This window comes from Roseomonas sp. F4 (assembly GCF_053891155.1).
Map to the genome: position 1 here is coordinate 237,568 of NZ_JBSSHK010000006.1, position 19,344 is coordinate 256,911.

The window sequence follows — 19,344 nt, forward strand, 5'->3', positions numbered from 1 at the left end:
CCCAGGGCACCCAAAAATGAGCGGCCGCTATCCGACGAAGTCGGGGGAGGCCGCCGGCGCCAGCGGGTTGTTCACCATCACGCTGATCCGGCCCGGCCCGACACGTGGTGTGCTGGAACACTGGGCCTATGACGATCGCGCCCATGCGCTGGACGAAATCGGCTGGCTGGCCCAGCGGGTCGCCAGCGGCACCGAACTGGTGCTGCGCGATCCGGAGGGCAACGACCTGTTCCGCCTGGCGCGGATCGCATGAGGGGGCCATCCAAGATGCTCTGGCCAAAGCTCGCCCGCGGCCTGGTCTCCCGCCCCCTGACCGAGCCAGTGCCCTCGCCGCCGGCGGAGGTGGTGGCCGCGCTGGCCGCGAAGCTGGAGGCGACGGGCCGCGCCCGGCTCGGCCGCAGCCTGGCGATCCGGCAGGTCAATGCCGGGTCCTGCAATGGCTGCGAGCTGGAGATCAACGCCATGTCCGGCGTGATCTACGACCTCGAACTGCTCGGCCTGCGCTTCGTCGCATCCCCCCGCCATGCCGATGTGCTGCTGGTGACCGGCCCTGTCACCCGCAATATGCGGGAGGCGCTGGAGCGCACGCGGGCCAGCGCGGCGGAGCCCTGCTGGGTGGTGGCGGTGGGGGACTGCGCGGTGGATGGCGGCGTCTTCAAGGGCAGCTATGCGGTGGAGGGCGGCGTCGGCCAGGTGCTGCCGGTCGACCTGCTGATCCCCGGCTGCCCGCCCGCCCCGGCGCAGATCCTGGAAGGGCTGCTGGCGCTGCTGGAAGCACAGTCAGCCCGGCCATAGGCCGCCCGCGCAAAAAGAAAGGGCCGGCCGCGGTATCGCAGCCGGCCCAAGGTAGCCGGGCCCGAGGGGATCGGCCCCTCCGGCCCGGATATCGGTGACGGCGTCCGGGATATCGGCCGCCACCGATCTCTGGCCTGGATCAGCCCTGGCTGGGCGTCACCGGCGCACGGCTGCGGCGCGGCTGGCCTTGCTGACGCGCGGCGCGCGCCTGACGGGCCTCCGCGCTGCGCTGGCGGCGAGCCTCGGCGGCGCGGGCGCGGCGGGCCTGGCGGGCTTCCGCGCTGCGCGTCCGGCGGGGAGTGGCAGACTGGGCCCGGCGGGTGCGGCGCGGGGTGGTGGCGGCCGGGGGTTCCCCGGTGGTGGCCTGCGGCGTCGGCGCCGTGAACTGCGCGGCGGCGGGCTCAGCCAGCAACAGAGGGGCGCCGAGCAGCAGGGCGCCAAGCAGAAGGCGGAACATGGTACGCATGGATGAAGGTCCTGATTCTTAGGCTGTGGCCAGGGGGCGTGGGGTTTCGCTGGCGGCCGGGGGGAATCGCCTTCGACGCGGCGAGACTGCGCCGCCGCGGATGTCGCCAGGGTGGGGCGATGCTGAATTCGCGGTAAGGCGCGGCTGTCAGCCCGACAGCTTCGCCGGATCGGTGTTGGAGCCGCAGAGCACCACCGCCACCCGCGCGCCCGGCGGTGGCGTGAAAACACCGCAGGTCAGGGCGGCCAGCGCCGTCGCGCCACCCGGCTCCGCCACCAGGCGCAGCGCATCGAACAGGCGCCGCTGGGCCTCCGCGATCGCCGCATCGGGCACCAGAAGGGCCTGGGCCACATGGTCCCGCGCCACCGCGAAGGACAGCGCGCCGACCTGTCGGGCGCCCAGGCTGTCCGCCGCCAGCCCGCCCACCGGCGCGGGCACCGGCCGGCCCTCCCGCAGCGCCGTGTGCAAGGTGGGGCAGCTTTCGGGCTCGATGCTGATGACCTGCACGCCAGTCCCGGCATACCAGCCGGCGATGCCGCCAATCAGCCCGCCGCCGCCGGTCGCGACCAGCACATGCGTGGCCTCCGGCGCGTCTTCCGCCAGTTCCAGCCCGACCGTGCCCTGGCCGGCCAGGATCTCCGGCTGGTCATAGGCATGGACCAGCAGCGCGCCGGTGGCGGCGGCATGGGCCTCGCTGGCGATGCGCGCCTCGTCATAGGCGGCGCCGATGCGGTGCAGGGTGGCGCCATAGGCCTCGATCCGCGCGGTCTTGGCGGCCGGCGTCGGCACGGGGCAGAACACCTCCGCCCGATGTCCCAGCGCCCGGGCGGCATAGGCCACCGCCGCGCCGTGATTGCCGCCGGAGGCGGTGACCACCCCGGCCGGCGGCACGGGGACGGAGAGCATGCGGTTGAAGGCGCCGCGCGGCTTGAAGGACCCGCTGGCCTGCAGCAGTTCCAGCTTCAGGATCAGCGGGGTCTCCAGGCCCAGATCGCCGCCGGCCATCCGCAGCACCGGGGTGCGGCGGATATAGGGGGCGATCCGCGCGGCGGCGGCGGTGATGGCAGCTTGGTGGGGCAGGGTAGGGGACATGGCGCGGCAGGCTGGCAGCCGGGGCCGAGGCTGTCCACCGGTGGCCAGGCCTGCGTCGCCGTAACCTTCTTCATTGCAGACCCGGCGACAGCATGGCCGAGTCCCCTTTTACCTTCGCCACCTTTCTGCCATGGTCCGCCGGCCTCGAGGGGATTAACCGGCTGTCATGTCGCTGCATGGGTCCTGTGTGGCCCTGGATTGGGGCCCGGATTGGGAAGGCGTTTTGATCCTGGGTCCCTCCGGCTCCGGCAAGTCCGACCTCGTCCTGCGCCTGCTCGGCCGCGGCTTCACGCTGGTGGCGGACGACCAGGTGGCGCTGGCGACGGCGCAGGGCACGCTGCGGGCCAGCGCCCCGGCGCCGCTGCGCGGCATGCTCGAAATCCGGGGCCTGGGGCTGATGCAGGACCTGCCGGTGGCCAGCGACGTGCCGCTGCGCCTGGTGGTGCAGCTTTTGCCGCCCAATGCTGCGCTGCCGCGGCTTCCCGAGCCGGACCACCACGAAATGCTCGGCCATGCCCTGCCGAAGGTGGCGCTGCATGGGCTGGAGCCCTCGGCGCCCGACCGCGTCATCCATGCGCTGGCGGTGGCGCGCGGCCGGCTTCGCATGGCCGCCGGCGCCCTGGCCCCCAGCCCGGCATGACCGCCCCGCACCGCCCCGTGCTGCTGGTCACCGGCCTGTCGGGCGCCGGCAAGGCCAGCATCCTGCGCACGCTGGAGGATCTGGGCTTCGAGACGGTGGACAATCCCCCGGTCACCATCCTGCGGGAGCTGGTGGGGGATGGCGATGCGCCGCTGGCGATCGGCGTGGATGCCCGTTCCCGCGGCTTCGACGCCGCCGCGCTGCTGGCGGAGCTGGCGGCCCTGCGGGCCATGCCCGGCCTCGCCGCCAGCCTGATCTTCGCCACGGCGGAGGAGCCGGTGCTGCTGCGCCGCTTTTCCGAAACCCGCCGCCGCCACCCGCTGGCCCCCGGCGGCCCGCTAGGCAGCCGGGTGACGGAAGGCGTGGCGCGGGAGGCCGCGCTGCTGGCCCCGTTGCGGGAGGCCGCGGACTGGGTGGTGGACACCTCCGACCTGCCCTTGCCGGAGCTGCGCCGGCTGATCGAGCGGCGCTTCCGCCCTGATCGTGCGCTGGGACTCGCGATTGGCATCGTCTCCTTCGGATTTCCGAAAGGATTACCGCGCGAAGCTGACCTCGTGTGGGACGTGCGGTTTCTCCGCAACCCCCATTACGACGCGGAACTGCGGCCACTGACGGGCCGCGATGCCGCGGTGGCCGACTTTGTCGAGGCCGATACCGCCTTCACCCCATTCTGGGATCGCATGACCGGGATGATGGAGCTGCTGTTGCCCCGTTACGCCGCGGAAGGGAAGAAGTACCTCACCGTGGCCATCGGCTGCACCGGGGGTCGTCATCGCTCCGTCCTTGTGGCGGAGCGTCTGGCATCCCATCTCGCTTCTCTTGGCTGGCGTGTGGATCTGATCCACCGTGAACTGGCCACCTCCCCCGCGACAACCGGGGGAGCATCGGTTGCGGGGCAGGAGGCCCTGGCGCACACATCATGATCGGTCTTGTCCTCGTCACCCACGGTCGTCTGGCCGAGGAGCTTCGCCTCGCCATGGAGCATGTGGTCGGGCCGCAGGGCGCGGTCGCCACGGTCTGCATCTATCCCGAGGACAAGCTCGAGGCGCGGCGGGAGGATATCCGCCACTGCATCGCGCGCGTCGACCAGGGCGATGGCGTGGTGGTGCTGACCGACATCCTGGGCGGCACGCCCTCCAACCTCGCTTTCCAGCTCTGCGACCATCGCTCGGTCGAGGTGATCGCCGGGGTGAACCTGCCGCTGCTGGTCAAGCTCGCGAAGATTCGGGGCAGCGAGCCCTTGTCCGAGGCGGTGGCCCATGCCACGGCTGCGGGCCGAAAATACATCGCCAGCGCGGCGGAGATGCCGGAGGGGCCGAGGCCCCTGAACGGCAGCCCGCCGCCCGAGGCAGGCCCGGCCAAGGGGCCAGGCCAGGGGAATGCCACATGAATGAATGGCCCGACGAAGCCGGGGAATCCAAGGCCAGGCCGATGCCGGCGGACCCGCTGGCGGGTGGGCCGGGGGACGGGCTGGGCGCCTGTGGTTGCGATCCCTCCGGCGGTATTTCCCTACGGCACACGGTGAAGATCATCAACAGCCGCGGCCTGCATGCCCGTGCCGCCGCCAAGCTGGTCACCGTCGCCGAACGCTTCTCCGCCTGCGTCAACGTCACCCGCCACGGCCAGACCGTGCCCGCCTGCTCCATCATGGGGCTGATGATGCTGGGTGCCGGCCAGGGCAGCGAAGTGCTGGTGGAGGCCGAGGGCTGGGACGCCAAGGAAGCGCTGGATGCCATCGTGGAGCTGATGGAAGCCGGCTTTCATGAGGATTAGCGCGGTATCGCTTGATGTCGAATCGCGCGGCGCTCCATAAGGCTGTGGAACTGATCGCAAAAGATCATGGCCCCGGCCTCGTCGCGAAGCGATCACGCTGTAACGCCCAGGGCGCCGCATGAAGCCAGATAAGCCCGGAACCGAATCCCCCCGTCGCGCACCGCGCCGGACGAAGGAAATCGTCATCCGCGGCATCCCCGTCGCCCAGGGCATTGCCATCGGCACGGTCTTCGACACCACTGAACCCCCGGCGGAAGCGCCGCGGCGCAACATCGCCGAGACGGCGGTGGAGGCGGAAAAGCAGCGCCTGGCCGCCGCCGTCACCGCCTCCCGCAAGCAGGTCGCCAAGCTGAAGATGCGCCTGGGCGTCCTGCCGGAGGAGGCGCAGGAGGAGCTGGAACCGCTGCTCGATGCCTATGCGATGATGCTGGGCGAAAGCCGGCTGCTGCGCGGCGCGCGCAAGCGCATCGAGACCGGGCTGCTGGCCGCCGAGACCGCCGTGGGCGACGAGGCGGAGGCGATCGCGGAGGTGATCCTCTCCGCCAAGGATGACGACAAGGCCGGGCTGCGCCGCCGCGCCGGCGAGGTGCGGGAGATTGCCCGCCGCCTGACCCGCAACCTGACCTCCAACCCCTTCCGCAGCTTCAAGGACGTGCCGGAAGGCGCCATCCTGGTGGCGGATGAGGTGACGCCGGCCGATGCCGCGCTGCTCGACCCCGCCCGCATCGCCGGTGTGGCGACGGAGGAAGGCGGCGCCGATGGCCATACCGCCATCATGCTGCGCGCGCTGGGGATTCCGGCCGTGCTCGGCGCCCATGGGCTGACGGAAGCCGCACGGCGTGGCGACCAGATGGTGCTGGATGGGGCGGCGGGGACCATTTCCCTGCATCCCACCGCCGCCACTTTGGTCTGGGCCAAGGACCAGGTCGCCGGCTACGCCCGCGAACGCACGCGACTGGCGAAACTGCGGCGCCTGCCGGCGGTGACGACGGATGGCGAGGCGGTGGAGCTGCTCGCCAATATGGAGATCCCGGCGGAGCTGCCGCTGATCGCCCAAGCCGGCGCCCAGGGCATCGGCCTGCTGCGCACCGAATTCCTGTTCATGAACCGCGAGGACCTGCCAGACGAGGAGGCCCAGATGGCCGCCTATGCCCCGATCGTCGAGGCGATGGGCGGCGACCCGGTGACCATCCGCGTGCTGGACTGGGGCGGGGAGAAGGACATGCAGGCCCTGGCCGAGGGGATCGGCCCGCTGCATTCCAGCCCCAACCCGGCGCTCGGCCTGCGCGGCACGCGCATGCTGCTGAAGCGGCCGGAACTGCTGGAGGCGCAATTCGCCGCCATCCTGCGGGTGGCCGGCGCGGCGCCCGATGGCGTGGTGCGCGTGCTGCTGCCGATGATCACCATCCCGGCGGAGGTGAAACAGGCGCGCGAGATCTATGAGCGTGTCGCCCGCCGCCTGCGCCGGCGCGGCGAACGGCTGCCGGACAAGCTGCCCGAGCTGGGCGCGATGATCGAGACGCCGGGTGCCGCCCTGGCGGCCGATGCCATCGCGCTGGAGGCAGATTTCTTCGCCATCGGTACCAATGACCTGGCGATGTACACGCTGGCCGTGGACCGCGCGGATGCGGAGGTCAGCCATTTGTACGATCCGCTGCACCCCGCCGTGCTGCGGCTGATGCAGTTCGCGACGGAAGCGGCGCTGCGGCTGCGCATGCCGGTTTCGGTCTGCGGCGAGATGGGCGGCAATCCGCGGCTGGTGCCGCTGCTGCTGGGTCTCGGCCTACGCTGCCTGTCGATGAATGCCAGCGCCATTCCCCGCGTGAAGCAGGCGGTGCGCAGCCTGGACATCGGCGATTGCGCCCGCTTCGCCCGGCGGGTGATGGAACAGTCGGACCCGGCCCGGATCCGAGAGTTGGTCGACGGTTTTGCGAGCGGCGTCACCGAGCGCGGATAGCGCCTGGCGCGCCGCCGCCGGACAGCAAAAAGCCGCCAGGGTGAACCCACCCTGGCGGCTTTTCTTTTGGAAATGGGGCAGCACCCAAACCCTCTCCCCCCGTCGGGGGAGAGGGCTTCGGGGGATTACTCCTCGCCGGTCTGGGCCCGGCGGCGGATCGCCGCACCCAGGATGTCGCCGAGCGAAGCGCCGCTGTCAGTGGTGCCGTATTCACGGACCGCCTCGCGCTCCTCCTCGACTTCCTTGCCCTTGATGGTCAGGGCCAGGCGGCGGCCGGCGCGGTCAACGGCGGTGATCTTCGCATCGACCTTCTCGCCCACGGCGAAGCGGTCGGGGCGCTGGTCGCCACGGTCACGGGCCAGCTCGGCGCGGCGGATGAAGCCGATCAGGACCTCGTCGACCTTCACCTCGATGCCGTTCGGCTCGATCTTCGTCACGGTGCAGGTGACGACATCGCCCTTCTTGATCCGATCCAGCACTTCGGCGGCCGGGTCGGCCTCAAGCTGCTTGATGCCGAGGGAGATGCGCTCCTTCTCCACATCGACGTCGAGCACCTTGGCTTTGACGGTCGAGCCCTTCTCGAAGTTGGCCATCGCCTGCTCGCCCGGGAGATCCCAGGACAGGTCGGACATATGGACCATGCCATCCAGATCCGGACCCAGGCCAACGAACAGCCCGAATTCGGTGATGTTGCGGATCTCGCCCTCGATGACGGTGCCCGGGGGATTCGCTTCCGCGAACAGCTCCCACGGATTGCCCTGCGCCTGCTTGAGGCCCAGCGAAATCCGGCGCTTCGGACCGTCCACGTCCAGGATCAGCACGTCGACTTCCTGCGAAGTGGCGACGATCTTGCCCGGATGGACGTTCTTCTTCGTCCAGGACATCTCGGACACGTGCACGAGGCCCTCGACGCCCGGCTCCAGCTCCACGAAGGCGCCGTAGTCGGTGATGTTCGTGACGCGGCCGCTGAACTTGCCACCCACCGGGTACTTGATGGCGACACCTTCCCAGGGGTCGGACATCAGCTGCTTCATGCCGAGGCTGATGCGCTGGGTTTCCGGGTTGAAGCGGATGACCTGCACCTTCACGGCCTGGCCGATGGTCAGGGCCTCGCTCGGGTGGTTGATGCGGCGCCAGGCGATGTCGGTGACATGCAGCAGGCCGTCCACGCCGCCGAGGTCCACGAACGCACCATAGTCGGTGATGTTCTTGACCACGCCGTCGAGAACCATGCCTTCCTTGAGGCCCTGGATGAGCTCGCTGCGCTGCTCGGCGCGCGTCTCTTCCAGCACCGCACGGCGGCTGACGACGATGTTGCCGCGGGCGCGGTCCATCTTGAGGATCTGGAAGGGCTGCGGGCTGCCCATCAGCGGCGTCACGTCGCGCACCGGGCGGATATCCACCTGGCTGCCCGGCAGGAAGGCCACGGCGCCGCCGAGGTCGACGGTGAAGCCGCCCTTGACCCGGCCGAAGATCACGCCGTTGACGCGCTGCTGCGCGGTGAACGACTTCTCCAGGTTGGTCCAGGCCTCTTCCCGGCGAGCCTTCTCGCGGGAAAGAATGATGGCGCCGTCGCGGTCTTCGTAGCGTTCAACGAACAGCTCGATGACGTCGCCGACCTGGATTTCCGGCTTCTGGCCCTGCGGGGCGAATTCCTTGAGAGGGACGCGGCCCTCGGACTTCAGACCGACATCAACGACGGCGAAGTCGTCATCGATGCGGATAACCTTCCCGGAGATGACGGAGCCGTGGAAGGAGGTGTTCTCACCCAGCGTCGCATCGAGAAGGGCAGCAAAATCTTCGCCAGGATCAGCGAAGGCGGTGGCGGTTGCCATGTAACGGTTGTTTCCCGGTCAAATGCCCCGCTCGCGGGGCACTGGGGCATGCGCCTTCGTGGCGAACCACGAACACGACGTGATCGGAATGCGGCGCCGGCCGTCCCTCGGGAGCGGTTCCGGTCGCAGCCGACCCTAGGCTTGCGGATTGCATTGACGGAGCATCCAATCCGGCCCCGGCCGGAGCGGTGCCTGCGGCGGGACCAAGGTCCCACAGCCGCCACCATTCCCCCGGGCCAGGGCACCGCCGCCCTGACGGGCGTGCGGATCACGGGGGAGCGGGTAGGCCCGTCCGGGTTGTGGAGTCAAGGGGAATCCGGGCGCGCACCAGCGCCAGCGCCGTTTCGAAGGCGGCATCGGCATCCAGGCTGGTGGTGTCGATCAGCACGGCATCGGCGGCGGGCTTCAGCGGCGCCACGCTGCGCGCGCTGTCCTGCGCATCGCGGGCGCGCATCTCCGCCTCCACCTGGGCCAGATCGGCCGCCACGCCCCGGCCGCGCAGCTCCAGCCAGCGGCGGCGGGCGCGTTCCTCAGGCGCCGCGCTGACGAACAGCTTGGCCTGGGCTTCCGGGAACACCACGGTGCCGATGTCGCGGCCATCCATCACCGCGCCATGGCGGCGGCCGAAATCGCGCTGCCAGTCGAGCAGCGCGGCACGCACCTCCGGAATGGCGGCGACCGCGCTGGCGGCCATGTCGGCGGCCGGGCCGCGCAGGTCGTTGCGGGCCAGGTCGGCTGGGGTCAGCGCCCGCGCCTCCGCGGTCGCCGCCGCCGCATCCCGCGGATCGGCGCCGCGATCCAGCAGCCGGCGGCCAACGGCGCGGTACAGCAGGCCCGTGTCGAGATAGGGCAGGCCGAGGGTGGCGGCGAGGCGCCGCGCCAGCGTGCCCTTGCCCGCCGCCGCCGGCCCATCCACCGCGATGACCAGCGCGCTCATGCCGGGCCGATCGGGCTGGCACCGGCCACGAGGCCGTTGAGCAGAGCGGCGAAGCCAGGGAAGGAGGTGTCGATGAAGGCGCCATCATCGACCCGCACCGGCTGGCGCGTGGCCAGCCCCAGCACCAGGGCCGACATGGCGATGCGATGGTCCATATGCGTCTCCACCAGCCCGCCCCCCGGCGGCGGACCGCCCTGGCCCTGCACGATCAGGTCATCCCCCTCAATGTCGCAGCCAATGCCATTGGCCGCCAGCAGCGCGGCGGTGGCGGCCAGGCGGTCGCTTTCCTTCACCCGCAATTCCTTCAATCCCCGCATCCGGCTTGTGCCACGTGCGCAGGCGGCCGCCACGGCCAACACCGGATATTCGTCGATCATCGATGGCGCGCGATCCGCCGGCACGTCGATGCCGGTGAGGGTCGAGGCGCGGATGACGAGGTCCGCCACGGCCTCCCCGCCCTCGATCCGCGCATTCTCCTCGGTGATATCGGCGCCCATCTCGCGCAGCGTGCCGAAGATGCCGGCGCGGAGTGGATTCAGCCCGACGCCGGTGATGGTGAGCACAGAACCCGGCACCAGCAGCGCCGCGACAACCATAAAGGCGGCGGAGGAAGGGTCGCCTGGCACCATCACGGGGGCGGCGATCAGCTCCGGCTGGCCGGTCAGCTCGATCACCCGGCCGGCACCCTCGGGCGTGACCGACAGCGCGGCGCCGAAATGCCGCAGCATGTTTTCCGTATGATCCCGCGTCGCCTCCGCCTCCGTCACCCGTGTCACGCCCCGCGCGGCGAGGCCGGCGAGCAGGCAGGCGGACTTCACCTGGGCGGAGGGCACCGGCACCCGTAAATCCAGCGGCAGCGGGTCCGCGGCCCCTTCCACCGCCAGCGGCAGCCGGCCGCCCGCGCGCCCCGCGAATCGGGCGCCTGTGGCGGATAGCGGATCGGTCACCCGCCGCATCGGCCGCTGGCGGAGCGAGGCATCCCCGGTCAGCACCGCGAAAATCGGATGCCCGGCCAGCAGCCCGCAAAGCAGCCGCGCCGCGGTGCCGGAATTGCCCATGTCGAGCACATCCGCCGGCTCCACCAGCCCGCCGATGCCGCGACCGGCCACCTGCCAATGCCCGCCGCCCTTACGCTCCACCACCGCGCCCAGCGCCCGCATCGCGGCGGCGGTGCGCAGCACATCCTCGCCTTCCAGCAGCCCGGAGATCTCGGTCGTGCCGACGGCCAGGGCGCCCAGCATCAACGCCCGGTGGCTGATGGACTTGTCGCCCGGCACGGTGATCCGCCCGGTCAAGGGACCGGCCGGAACACCGGCGCGGAGTGGCCTTGGAGCCATATCGGGCGGGTTTTGCATGACGCGGCGTTTGACATGCAGGGCGGTAAGTGGCAATCGCGCGCACCCTTTACGCCCCGGCGGCTCGCGGACCCCTGCGTGCGCCGTGGCCTGGCACGAGGCTCTTCTTCCCCATGGCGAAGCCCGAACTTGGACTGAAGCGCGTCTGCGTGTCCTGTGGCACGAAGTTCTACGACCTGACCCGCCAGCCCGCGATCTGCCCGAAATGCGGCACCGAACAGCCGGCCGAACAGCCGCGCCTGAAGCGTGCCGCCCCGCTGCCCGAGGACCGCAAGAAGCGCGCGGTGGTGGCGGAAAGCGAAGTCGAGGACGGCGTCGAGGTCGAGGCGGATGACGGCGACGAGGCGATCGAGGACGCCGAGGAGCTGGAGGATGCGGATGAGGAGCTCGGCGACGACCTGGTCGTCGAGACCGACCGCGAAGAAGAGGTCTGAGAAAGCCGGTTCAGGCCCGGCCTCGCCGCCGGTTCCGAACCGCGATCAGCCCGCCATCTCGCGGCGGGCCTGATCGGCCGGCGCCGCCGCCAGCGGCATGGTCAGCGTGAAGCACGTCTCCCCGGCTTCGGAGACGACGCGCAGCGTTGCGCCATGGGCGCGGGCGATCTCAGCTGCGATGTACAGGCCCAGACCCAGCCCCTGCCGGTCCGATCGCGTCGAGGCGCGGAAATAGGGCTGGAACAGCCGGTCCAGCGCCACCGGCGGGATCGGATCCCCGCCATTGCTCACCTCCAGCACGAAATCCTCCGGCCCCGAGACCGCGCGCAGTCGGATCGGCGCCGCCGCAGAACCATGCATTGCCGCATTGGTCAGCAGGTTCGAGCAGAGCTGCGCCATCCGTTCGACGTCGCAGCGCACCGGCCGGTCGAGCCGGAATTCCGCCTCGATCCGGCGGTCCGGCGCGCTCGCCGCCACCTCCTCCACCACCTGGCGCAGCCCGGCCTCCAGCGCCGCGCCGGCGCCGGGCTCGAAGGACAGGCCGCCGCGCAGGCGGCTGCTGGCCAGGTCCATGACGTCCGAGATCAACCCGGCCATACGGCGGACGCTGCGCTGCGCCATCCGCACAAGTTCAGCGGGCTTTTCTGCCAGCTCCGTGCGGGCCAGCATGCGCAGGCAGGCATCGACCGAGGCGAGCGGGTTGCGCAGGTCATGGCCCATCACGGCGATGAACTGTTCCCGCAGCACCGCCGCCTCCCGCTCCTCCCCCAGCGCCGCCTGGCTGGCGAGCACCCGTTCCTGCGCGTCGATCTGAAAGCCGATCATCTCCGCGAACAGCTTGAACATGCCGAGCGTCGCCGGGGTGTCGAGTTGGCGCGGCTGCGGGTCGATGGCGCAAAGCGTGCCGAAGAAGCGCCCATCGGCCAGGGTGATGGGCACGGAGATATAGCTGCGGAACCCATACTGCGCGGGGGTGTGATGGGTGCCGTAGAGGTCGTGCCCGGCGACATCGTCGATCGTCACCGGCGCGCGGTGCTGGCGGATCTCATGGCAGATGGTGGTTTCCACCTTCAGCTCGTCGCCGGGGCGAAGGCCGAAGCGGATGTCGTCCCGCACCGCGCAGGTCACCCAATTCGCCTCCGTCACCCGGGCCACGGCGGCGAAGCCCATGCCGGTGACGTCGCAGACGACATCCAGAATGCGCGGCACGGCAGCGATGGCGGAGATGGTGTCGATATCGGATTGAAAGGCGTGGCGCATCGGCCCATCCTGGACGCAGGTCTGGAAGATAGCGGGGGATTGGGGCGGCGTCGCGGCGTTATGGCGCGGGACGCCCAGGCGCACCGACCTTTGAAGCGCGCATCCGCGGTTACAGACGCCGCCGCGCGCGCGCCCAAAGCATCAGCGCCGCGTCATAGGGCACCGCCGGCACTTCCCGCATCCGCCAGAACCAGCGGCGCGGCTGGCCGGTTTCGGCCGGGCCGGCGGGGGGTGGCACGGCCCGGGCCGCCACGCCGGCCAGGCGGAACAGCAGCAGGCAGCGCGGCAGGTGGTAGCGATGCGTGGCCACCCGCAGCTCCGTCCCCGGCGGCAGGCCGCGCAGCAGCGCCAGGCAGGCGAGGACGGAGGAGAAGGTGTCGGTCCCTGTCGGTTCCTGGAGGATGCGCGCCTCCGGCACCCCCGCCGCCATCAGGATCGCCGCCATCGCCACGCTCTCGGCCGGCGAGTGCTGGCCGATGGCGCCGGTGGGGATGTAGAGCGCCGGGGGGCTCTGCCGCTCGCCCCAGCCCAGCGCCGCCTGGACGCGGGCGCGCAGGGCCGGGCTCGGCGTGCCGTCCGGCCGCACCGCGGCGCCGAAAATCACCACCGCGGTGGGCGGGCCGTCCATGCTCAAGAAGGCGGTGCCGCGATCAGCAGCCGGTTCATCCGTTCCATCGCATGCACCAGCGCCACGCGATCCCGCGCCGCCTGGTCCGGGCTGGCGCCGGCGGCGATCACGGCCTGCATGATCTCCCCCCAGGGCGTGCGCCCATCGATCCGGGCCAGAATGGCCCCGGCCAGGCGCGGCAGCGGCACCGCGACACGCAGCCCGTCGAAGCTGACCGGAAGCACCCCATCCGGCCGCAGCCCGCGCGCCAGGGTCGGCCCGTCCAGCTCCCGAAGCACGGGGATGGTGCTGTCCTCGGCCCAGGGCCGGGTCACCTCCGGATCATCGGCGCGGGTCAGATAGGCGATGTGGATGCCCATATTGCCGCAGATCGCCTCGGCCAACGCGGCGCGACCAATGGGGTCCAGGCCGGCGGCGCGGGCGCGCAGCTTCGGGTCGGTCAGGTAGCTGTCGGGGTCGTAGCGCAGCGGCTCCAGCAGCGCCTCGATCCGCAGCCCCGCGCCGGCCACCAGCGCCGCCAGTTCCGGCACGGTGAAGGCGCGGTCGCGCGGGTTCAGCAGCAGGTCGTACAGCCCGGCATCGCCGCCCTTGATGTGGTCGGTGATCCAGGGGTTCTTGCGCAGCCAGGCGGTCTCCGGTGTCTGCTTCCACAGGCGCTTGGCCAGTTCGACGCGCGCGGGCGGCGCATCTTCCTCCGGCGGCGCCAGCAGGCGCAGCGCGTCCTGCAGCATATAGACGCCGGTGCGGCCATGCGGGGCATAGACCATGATGCCCATGCCGCCGCCGGGGGCGAGGACGGAGGCCAGCGCCGCCAGCCCCGCCGCCGGGTCCGGCAGGTGGTGCAGCACACCGCAGCAATCGATGTAGTCGAAGGGGCCGAGGCCCGATCCAGCCACCTCCAGCAGCGAGCCGGACTCGAAGCGGATGTTTTCCAGCTTCCGCACCGCCGCCCGCGCCTCCGCCACCCGCCGCGCCTGGGCGGAGCGGTCGAGCCAGGTGACCTGGCCGGGCCGGCCGAGGCTGGTCATCTGCTGCGCCAGCATGATGGTGCCATCGCCCGATCCGCCGCCGGCCATCAGGGCCCGCAGCGGCTGGCTGGCCGCGCGGCGGCCGCCGAAGACCCAGTGGTCGATTTCCCGCAGGTGTGAAGGGCTGCCAAGGATGAGGCGCTTCGCCTCCTCCCGCGCCTCCCGCGCCGGATAGGGATAGGCCTCGTACTGGGCGGCGAGCTGCGCGTCGGTGCGATCGGATGCGGTCATTCCTGCCTGCATAGAGCATGCGCCGTGGCCGCGGAAACCATGTCGGCGGTTGCCGGCCAAGGCCGGGCGCCGTATCTAGCGGGGCATGGTCCGTATTGCCCTTCCCCTCATCGCCGCACTGGTCCTTCCCCATGCCGCGGAGGCCCAGCGCGCCCCGCAGCGACTTGGCGCGCATCAGGCCTGGACGGCCGCGACGCATCAGGAAGGCGGACAGAAGGTGTGCTACGCCTTCACCCGCGCCACCGGCGCGCAGGCGCGCCAGAATGTGACGCTGACCATCACCCATCGCCCGGCCGGGCGCGACCAGGTGGCCATCTCGCTCGGCGCGCCGCTGGCGCGGCAGGCGGAGGCGGTGATGACCGTCGCCTCCTCCTCCGGCAACAGCGAATTCCGCAGCTATGGCGTGGTGCAGTCCAGCGCCTTCTTCCAGGGCACGCCGCAGCTGATGGCCGCCTTCCGCGGCGGCCGCGATGCGACGGTGCGCAGCCCGGGTCAGGGCCGCGCGGCGGTCACCGACACCTTCTCGCTCAGCGGCTTCACCGCGGCCTATGAGGCGATTTCGCGCGAATGTCCGGCGGGGCGATGACCGCCCCGGCACCCGTTGCCGAGCTCGACTCGGCCGAGCGGGCGCGCATCCTGGCCAAGGCGGCGATCTTCGCGCCGCCGCCGGCGACCCTTCCCGATGGCCGCCGTGACCTGGTGGGCCTGACGCGAGAGGAACTGGCCGCCGAGATGGTGGCGATCGGCGAAAAGCCCTTTCGGGCCAAGCAGCTCTGGCACTGGATCTACCACCAAGGCGTCACCGATTTTTCGCGGATGCCCTCCATCGCCAAGCCGATGCAGGCGAAGCTCGCCGAAAGCTTCGTGGTGGGACGGCCGGAGGCGACGACGGTGCAGACCAGCACCGACGGCACCCGCAAATTCCTGTTCCGCTACCGCGATGGGCAGGAGGTGGAGACCGTCTACATTCCCTCCCTCGACGAGGATCGCGGCGCCGTCTGCATCTCGACCCAGGTCGGCTGCACCCTGTCCTGCAAATTCTGCCACACCGGCACCCAGAAGCTCGTGCGGAACCTGGGCGCGGCCGAGATCGTCGGCCAGTTCATGGCGGCGCGCGACAGCTATGGCGAATGGCCAAGCCCGAAGGACGGCACGGCGCGGCACCTGTCCAACATCGTCGTGATGGGCATGGGCGAGCCGCTCTACAATTACGAGAACACCGCCAAGGCGCTGCGCATCGTCATGGACAATGAGGGCATCGCCCTGTCCCGCCGGCGCATCACGCTGTCCACTTCCGGCGTCGTGCCGATGATGGACCGCTGCGGGGCGGAGCTGAATGTGAACCTCGCCGTCAGCCTGCATGCGGTGACCGATGAGCTGCGCAATGAGATTGTGCCGCTGAACCGCAAATACCCGATCGAGGAGCTGATGGCCGCCTGCCGGCGCTATCCCGGCGCGTCCAACGCCCGGCGGATCACCTTCGAATATGTGATGCTGCGCGGCGTGAATGACAGTCCGGCGGAAGCGCGGGAGCTGGTGCGGCTGCTGAAGGGATTGCCGGCGAAGGTGAACCTCATTCCCTTCAACCCCTGGCCGGGCAGCCCCTACAAGACCAGCAGCGGGGAGGCGGTGCGCGCCTTCGCCGAGATCCTGGAGGCCGGCGGCTATTCCAGCCCGGTCCGCCGCCCGCGCGGCCGCGACATCTCGGCCGCCTGCGGGCAGTTGAAGACCGAAAGTGAGCGGGCGCGCCGCGTGAAGGCTGACGCCGCGTGAGTACCCCGCCGCGGCCCTCCCCCGCGGCATCCCCCCTCAATCCTCCCATCTGGCTGATGGCGCTGGCCGCCTTCACCATCGGCTGCGGCATGCGCATGCTGGACCCGCTGCTGCCGATGATGGCGCGGGAATTCGGCGTGGGGCTGGGGGCGGTGGCGCCGCTGATCGGCGGTTTTGCGCTCGCCTATGGCATCGGCCAGCTGGTGATGGGGCCGCTCGGCGACCGCTTCGGCAAGATGCGGATCGTGGCCATTTCCATGGGCCTTTATGGCGCGACGCAGATCGCCGCTTCGATGTCGGGGGATCTCGGCACACTGCTGACGGTGCGGGTGATGGCCGGCTTTGCCTGCGCGGCGGTGATGCCGCTGTTCATGGCGCATATCGGCGACCAGGTGCCCTATGAGCAGCGCCAGGGGATGATCGGCCAGTTGATGACGGGCATGGTCGCTTCCCAGCTTCTGGCGGCGCCACTCTCCGGCACCATCGCGGAATATGCCGGCTGGCGCACCGCCTTCCTGGGCCTCGGGCTGATGACGGTGGGGATGACGCTGTTCTTCATGGCGAAGCAGGGCGCCGCGCTGTGGCAATCGCCCGCCGCGGGCGGCCGCACCATGGGGCTGTCGGGCTTCCTGCGCATCCTGGAACGCCGGCCCGGGCGCCGGCTGCTGATGGCGGCGGCGGCAGACGGCTTTTTTCTGTTTGGCGGCGCTTTTCCGTTCCTGGCCTCGCTGCTGATCGAGCGGTTCGGCCTGACGGCAGCCACGGCCGGGCTGGTGGTGGCGAGCTTCGGCCTCGGGTCCTTCGTCTACACCCAGAACGCCGCGCGGCTGGCGCGGCGGCTGGGGGAGCGGCGGCAGGTGCTGTGGGGCGGTATCGGGCTGACGCTGGCCATGGTGATCTTCGCCCTGGCCAATGCCTGGTGGATGGTGGCGCTGGCGCAATGCGCGGTCGGGCTGCTGTTCTTCATGCTGCATGGCGTGTTGCAGGCTCGCGCGACGGAAGCCCTGCCGGAGGCACGCGGCACAGCGGTGGCCGCCTTCGCCATGGCGCTGTTCTTCGGCCAGAGCCTAGGTTCGGTGGTCTTCGGCAGTCTGATCGTCGCCACCAGCTATACCACCGCCTTCCTGGTCTCCGGCGCCGGGGTGCTGGGGCTGGCGATCTGGGCGCGGGCGCGGCTGCTCAATCAGCCAGGCTGAGCTGCCGCATCCCGGCCAGTTCCTCCGCCACCAGAGTCTCCATGGCCGCTTCCAGCCCCTCCAGCGCCGCGGCGCCATCGGCGCCATCCATCACGCGATGGTCGAAGGACAGGAAGACCTGCACCGCGCCATCGGCGCCGATTGGGCCGTAGGATAAAAATCCCGGCAGCACGCTGACGCTGTCCACGATCACAGCGCCCCGCGCCCCGAGGGCGGAGATGGCGAAGGTGCCGCCGTAGCGCAGCAGCGGCGTGGCGCGGGCCACCGCCCAGCGCAGCATCAGCCGGCGCAGCGGCCAGGGCAGGCGGGCAAAGCGCAGCAGCCGGTGGAAATGCCGACTTTCCCCCGGCGGCGCGGTCTTGGCGTGGTGCAGCCGCTCGGCGAGCTCGGCGATCGGTGTGGCATGGGGTTCGGTGAAGCGGGCGAGGGCCAGGGTCGCGACCCCCTCATGCTCCCGTTCCAGCACGATGCAGCCCACGGCATGCGGCGCCTCCAGCAGATGCGGCCGGGGCAGGGTGGCATGCAGGCGGCGCAGCACCGGCTGCGCCTCCGCCGCCAGGGCGAAGGCCTTGGTGAAGAGCACGGTCCAGGGCGGGCGCGGGGCCGCCAGATTGTTGCGGGCGGCGAGGGCGCGGGGAATGGCCAGCCGCGCCGTCAGCGTGCAGCGCGGCACGCGCAAAGAGGCCCAGGACAGGTCCGCGATCATCTGGCGGCCCGGCCCGGGGCGAAGGCGACGAAGATTCATCGGGTCGGCCGGCCCTCCCACCAGCGGCGCAGCCTTTGGGCGGCGTCCCCATTCACCGCGCCGGGCGGCATCTCGCCCCGGGCCAAGGCGGCGACCTGGCGGACGGTATCCATCGCCTGATGCTCGGCGGCTTCCGGCGTCAGCCCGCCGATATGGGGTGTGGCGACGACATTGGGACGGGCGGCCAGCGCCGGGTCGGGCCGCTGGTCCGGCGCGCTGCCGACATCCATGGCCGCGCCGCGCAGCCGTCCCGAATCCAGGGCGGCGGCCAGCGCCGCCTCATCCACCAGCTCGCCGCGCGACAGGTTCACCAGGAAGGCGCCGTCCTTCAGCGCGGCGAAGGCGGTGGCGCCGACGATGTGGCGGGTTTCCGGCGAGGAGACCGCCAGCGGCACGAGGAAATCCGCCTCCGCCAAGAGCTGCGCCATCGCCGCCGCCTGCACGCCCGCCTCGCTGGGCGGGTTGTAGGGGTCGTGCACCAGCACCCGCATCCGAAAGGTCAGCGCCAGCTCCGCCAAGCGCCGGGCGATGCGGCCCCAGCCGATCACGCCCAGCGTCTTGCCCGAAAGCTGTGTGCCCATGCGGGACCCCGGTGGGCTGCCGGCGTGATAGGCGCCGGCCAGCGGCGAGACGCCGCGCGCCAGGTCGATCATCATGCCAATCGCAAGCTCCGCCACGCTGTCCACAAAACCCGGCGTCGCCTGCGTCACCAGCACCCCGGCGGCGGAGGCGGCCGGCACATCGATGGTCGAGATATCGACCGCGACTCGCAGGAAGGCCAGCAGGTCGGGCGAATGGGCAAAGGTCTCGGGCGTGCCGGGGGTGGCGCGGTCGGCGACGATGCAGTGGCAGCCGGCGGCGGCCTGTGCCAACTCGGCGCCGGAGAGCGGCCGATCGCCGGTATGCAGCGTGACCTCCGCCACCTGCCGCAGCGCAGCCAGCGGCGCCTCGGCATAATAGCCACCGCGCATTTCCGGCGTATGCGTGAGAAAAACCCGCAGCACGATGATCCGTCCCCTTCCCTGGCCACCCTCCCGGCTTCCGGCGCCGGGTTATACCAAATCCCGGTGATCGTGACCGATCACCGCCTCAGTCGCCGGCGCCGGCATCCGCCGGCTTGGCTACGCGCCACTTGGCGCGGCGCCCATTCGGGCGCTCGGCCAGCTTCGCTGGCCGCAGGTTGCGATCAGTGGGATTTA

The 19,344-nt window shown here is 71.0% G+C and carries 21 protein-coding genes; 11 read left to right on the forward strand and 10 right to left on the reverse strand.

Annotated elements, in window-relative coordinates:
- Window positions 1–16: 16 nt before the first annotated feature.
- Together ACVFYP_RS24080 and ACVFYP_RS24085 are read left to right on the forward strand one after the other, a co-directional pair.
- Complete coding sequence (locus ACVFYP_RS24080) at window positions 17–253, forward strand: hypothetical protein (RefSeq protein WP_499202772.1); 237 nt, start codon at window positions 17–19, stop codon at window positions 251–253.
- Between the two features lie 14 nt (window positions 254–267).
- A complete protein-coding gene (locus ACVFYP_RS24085; RefSeq protein ID WP_499202773.1) occupies window positions 268–795 on the forward strand; it encodes an NADH-quinone oxidoreductase subunit B family protein in 528 nt (175 codons plus the stop codon).
- Between the two features lie 139 nt (window positions 796–934).
- On the opposite strand, the gene ACVFYP_RS24090 is transcribed toward ACVFYP_RS24085, so the two are convergent.
- Both ACVFYP_RS24090 and ACVFYP_RS24095 read right to left on the reverse strand, forming a co-directional pair.
- Complete coding sequence (locus ACVFYP_RS24090) at window positions 935–1,261, reverse strand: hypothetical protein (RefSeq protein ID WP_499202774.1); 327 nt, start codon at window positions 1,259–1,261, stop codon at window positions 935–937.
- A gap of 147 nt (window positions 1,262–1,408) precedes the next feature.
- A complete protein-coding gene (locus ACVFYP_RS24095; RefSeq protein ID WP_499202775.1) occupies window positions 1,409–2,353 on the reverse strand; it encodes a threonine/serine dehydratase in 945 nt (314 codons plus the stop codon).
- A gap of 166 nt (window positions 2,354–2,519) precedes the next feature.
- On the opposite strand from ACVFYP_RS24095, the gene ACVFYP_RS24100 reads away from it, so the two are divergent.
- The 5 genes from ACVFYP_RS24100 to ptsP all read left to right on the forward strand — a co-directional run bounded on the left by ACVFYP_RS24100 (window position 2,520) and on the right by ptsP (window position 6,723).
- Window positions 2,520–2,993, forward strand: coding sequence for an HPr kinase/phosphorylase (locus ACVFYP_RS24100; protein ID WP_499202776.1), 474 nt, complete (start codon window positions 2,520–2,522; stop codon window positions 2,991–2,993).
- Complete coding sequence (rapZ, locus tag ACVFYP_RS24105) at window positions 2,990–3,916, forward strand: RNase adapter RapZ (protein WP_499202777.1); 927 nt, start codon at window positions 2,990–2,992, stop codon at window positions 3,914–3,916. Before ACVFYP_RS24100 ends, rapZ begins: the two co-directional genes overlap by 4 nt.
- Window positions 3,913–4,383 carry a PTS sugar transporter subunit IIA gene (locus tag ACVFYP_RS24110; RefSeq protein WP_499202778.1) on the forward strand — a complete coding sequence of 157 codons (471 nt, stop codon included), beginning with the start codon at window positions 3,913–3,915 and terminating at the stop codon, window positions 4,381–4,383. Before rapZ ends, ACVFYP_RS24110 begins: the two co-directional genes overlap by 4 nt.
- Window positions 4,384–4,424: 41 nt before the next feature.
- Window positions 4,425–4,766 (forward strand): HPr family phosphocarrier protein, encoded by a 342-nt coding sequence (locus tag ACVFYP_RS24115; RefSeq protein WP_499203000.1) that lies wholly within the window; start codon window positions 4,425–4,427, stop codon window positions 4,764–4,766.
- Between the two features lie 118 nt (window positions 4,767–4,884).
- Window positions 4,885–6,723 (forward strand): phosphoenolpyruvate--protein phosphotransferase, encoded by a 1,839-nt coding sequence (ptsP, locus tag ACVFYP_RS24120; protein ID WP_499202779.1) that lies wholly within the window; start codon window positions 4,885–4,887, stop codon window positions 6,721–6,723.
- 125 nt (window positions 6,724–6,848) lie between these two features.
- Here ptsP and rpsA read toward each other — a convergent pair whose 3' ends face one another.
- The 3 genes from rpsA to aroA form a co-directional block, all read right to left on the reverse strand.
- Window positions 6,849–8,558 carry a 30S ribosomal protein S1 gene (gene rpsA / locus ACVFYP_RS24125; RefSeq protein ID WP_499202780.1) on the reverse strand — a complete coding sequence of 570 codons (1,710 nt, stop codon included), beginning with the start codon at window positions 8,556–8,558 and terminating at the stop codon, window positions 6,849–6,851.
- Between the two features lie 268 nt (window positions 8,559–8,826).
- A complete protein-coding gene (cmk, locus tag ACVFYP_RS24130) occupies window positions 8,827–9,495 on the reverse strand; it encodes a (d)CMP kinase (RefSeq protein ID WP_499202781.1) in 669 nt (222 codons plus the stop codon).
- Window positions 9,492–10,832, reverse strand: a complete 1,341-nt coding sequence (aroA, locus tag ACVFYP_RS24135) for a 3-phosphoshikimate 1-carboxyvinyltransferase (RefSeq protein ID WP_499202782.1) — start codon at window positions 10,830–10,832, stop codon at window positions 9,492–9,494. The genes cmk and aroA overlap by 4 nt, the downstream gene beginning before the upstream one ends.
- Before the next feature lie 131 nt (window positions 10,833–10,963).
- Between aroA and ACVFYP_RS24140 the strand changes: the two genes are divergently transcribed.
- Window positions 10,964–11,284: a TIGR02300 family protein gene (locus tag ACVFYP_RS24140; RefSeq protein ID WP_499202783.1), complete on the forward strand. Its 321-nt coding sequence runs from the start codon at window positions 10,964–10,966 to the stop codon at window positions 11,282–11,284.
- A gap of 45 nt (window positions 11,285–11,329) precedes the next feature.
- Here ACVFYP_RS24140 and ACVFYP_RS24145 read toward each other — a convergent pair whose 3' ends face one another.
- From ACVFYP_RS24145 to ACVFYP_RS24155, 3 genes are all read right to left on the reverse strand, one after another.
- A complete protein-coding gene (locus ACVFYP_RS24145; protein ID WP_499202784.1) occupies window positions 11,330–12,544 on the reverse strand; it encodes a GAF domain-containing sensor histidine kinase in 1,215 nt (404 codons plus the stop codon).
- A gap of 109 nt (window positions 12,545–12,653) precedes the next feature.
- Complete coding sequence (locus ACVFYP_RS24150) at window positions 12,654–13,172, reverse strand: YdcF family protein (RefSeq protein ID WP_499203001.1); 519 nt, start codon at window positions 13,170–13,172, stop codon at window positions 12,654–12,656.
- A 2-nt stretch (window positions 13,173–13,174) separates the two neighbouring features.
- Window positions 13,175–14,431 (reverse strand): class I SAM-dependent methyltransferase, encoded by a 1,257-nt coding sequence (locus ACVFYP_RS24155; RefSeq protein WP_499202785.1) that lies wholly within the window; start codon window positions 14,429–14,431, stop codon window positions 13,175–13,177.
- 85 nt (window positions 14,432–14,516) lie between these two features.
- Between ACVFYP_RS24155 and ACVFYP_RS24160 the strand changes: the two genes are divergently transcribed.
- From ACVFYP_RS24160 to ACVFYP_RS24170, 3 genes are read left to right on the forward strand one after another with little or no spacing between them, the layout of a single operon-like run.
- Window positions 14,517–15,017, forward strand: a complete 501-nt coding sequence (locus tag ACVFYP_RS24160) for an invasion associated locus B family protein (RefSeq protein ID WP_499202786.1) — start codon at window positions 14,517–14,519, stop codon at window positions 15,015–15,017.
- Window positions 15,014–16,204, forward strand: a complete 1,191-nt coding sequence (gene rlmN, locus ACVFYP_RS24165; RefSeq protein WP_499202787.1) for a dual-specificity RNA methyltransferase RlmN — start codon at window positions 15,014–15,016, stop codon at window positions 16,202–16,204. The genes ACVFYP_RS24160 and rlmN overlap by 4 nt, the downstream gene beginning before the upstream one ends.
- Complete coding sequence (locus ACVFYP_RS24170; RefSeq protein WP_499202788.1) at window positions 16,201–17,400, forward strand: MFS transporter; 1,200 nt, start codon at window positions 16,201–16,203, stop codon at window positions 17,398–17,400. Before rlmN ends, ACVFYP_RS24170 begins: the two co-directional genes overlap by 4 nt.
- Here the strand turns inward: ACVFYP_RS24170 and ACVFYP_RS24175 are convergent.
- Together ACVFYP_RS24175 and ACVFYP_RS24180 are read right to left on the reverse strand one after the other, a co-directional pair.
- Window positions 17,384–18,145 carry a hypothetical protein gene (locus ACVFYP_RS24175; protein WP_499202789.1) on the reverse strand — a complete coding sequence of 254 codons (762 nt, stop codon included), beginning with the start codon at window positions 18,143–18,145 and terminating at the stop codon, window positions 17,384–17,386. The genes ACVFYP_RS24170 and ACVFYP_RS24175 overlap by 17 nt on opposite strands.
- The gene (locus tag ACVFYP_RS24180; RefSeq protein ID WP_499202790.1) at window positions 18,142–19,149 is read right to left on the reverse strand and encodes an NAD(P)-dependent oxidoreductase; all 1,008 of its coding nucleotides are present in this window, start codon (window positions 19,147–19,149) and stop codon (window positions 18,142–18,144) included. The genes ACVFYP_RS24175 and ACVFYP_RS24180 overlap by 4 nt, the downstream gene beginning before the upstream one ends.
- Between the last annotated feature and the right edge of the window lie 195 nt (window positions 19,150–19,344).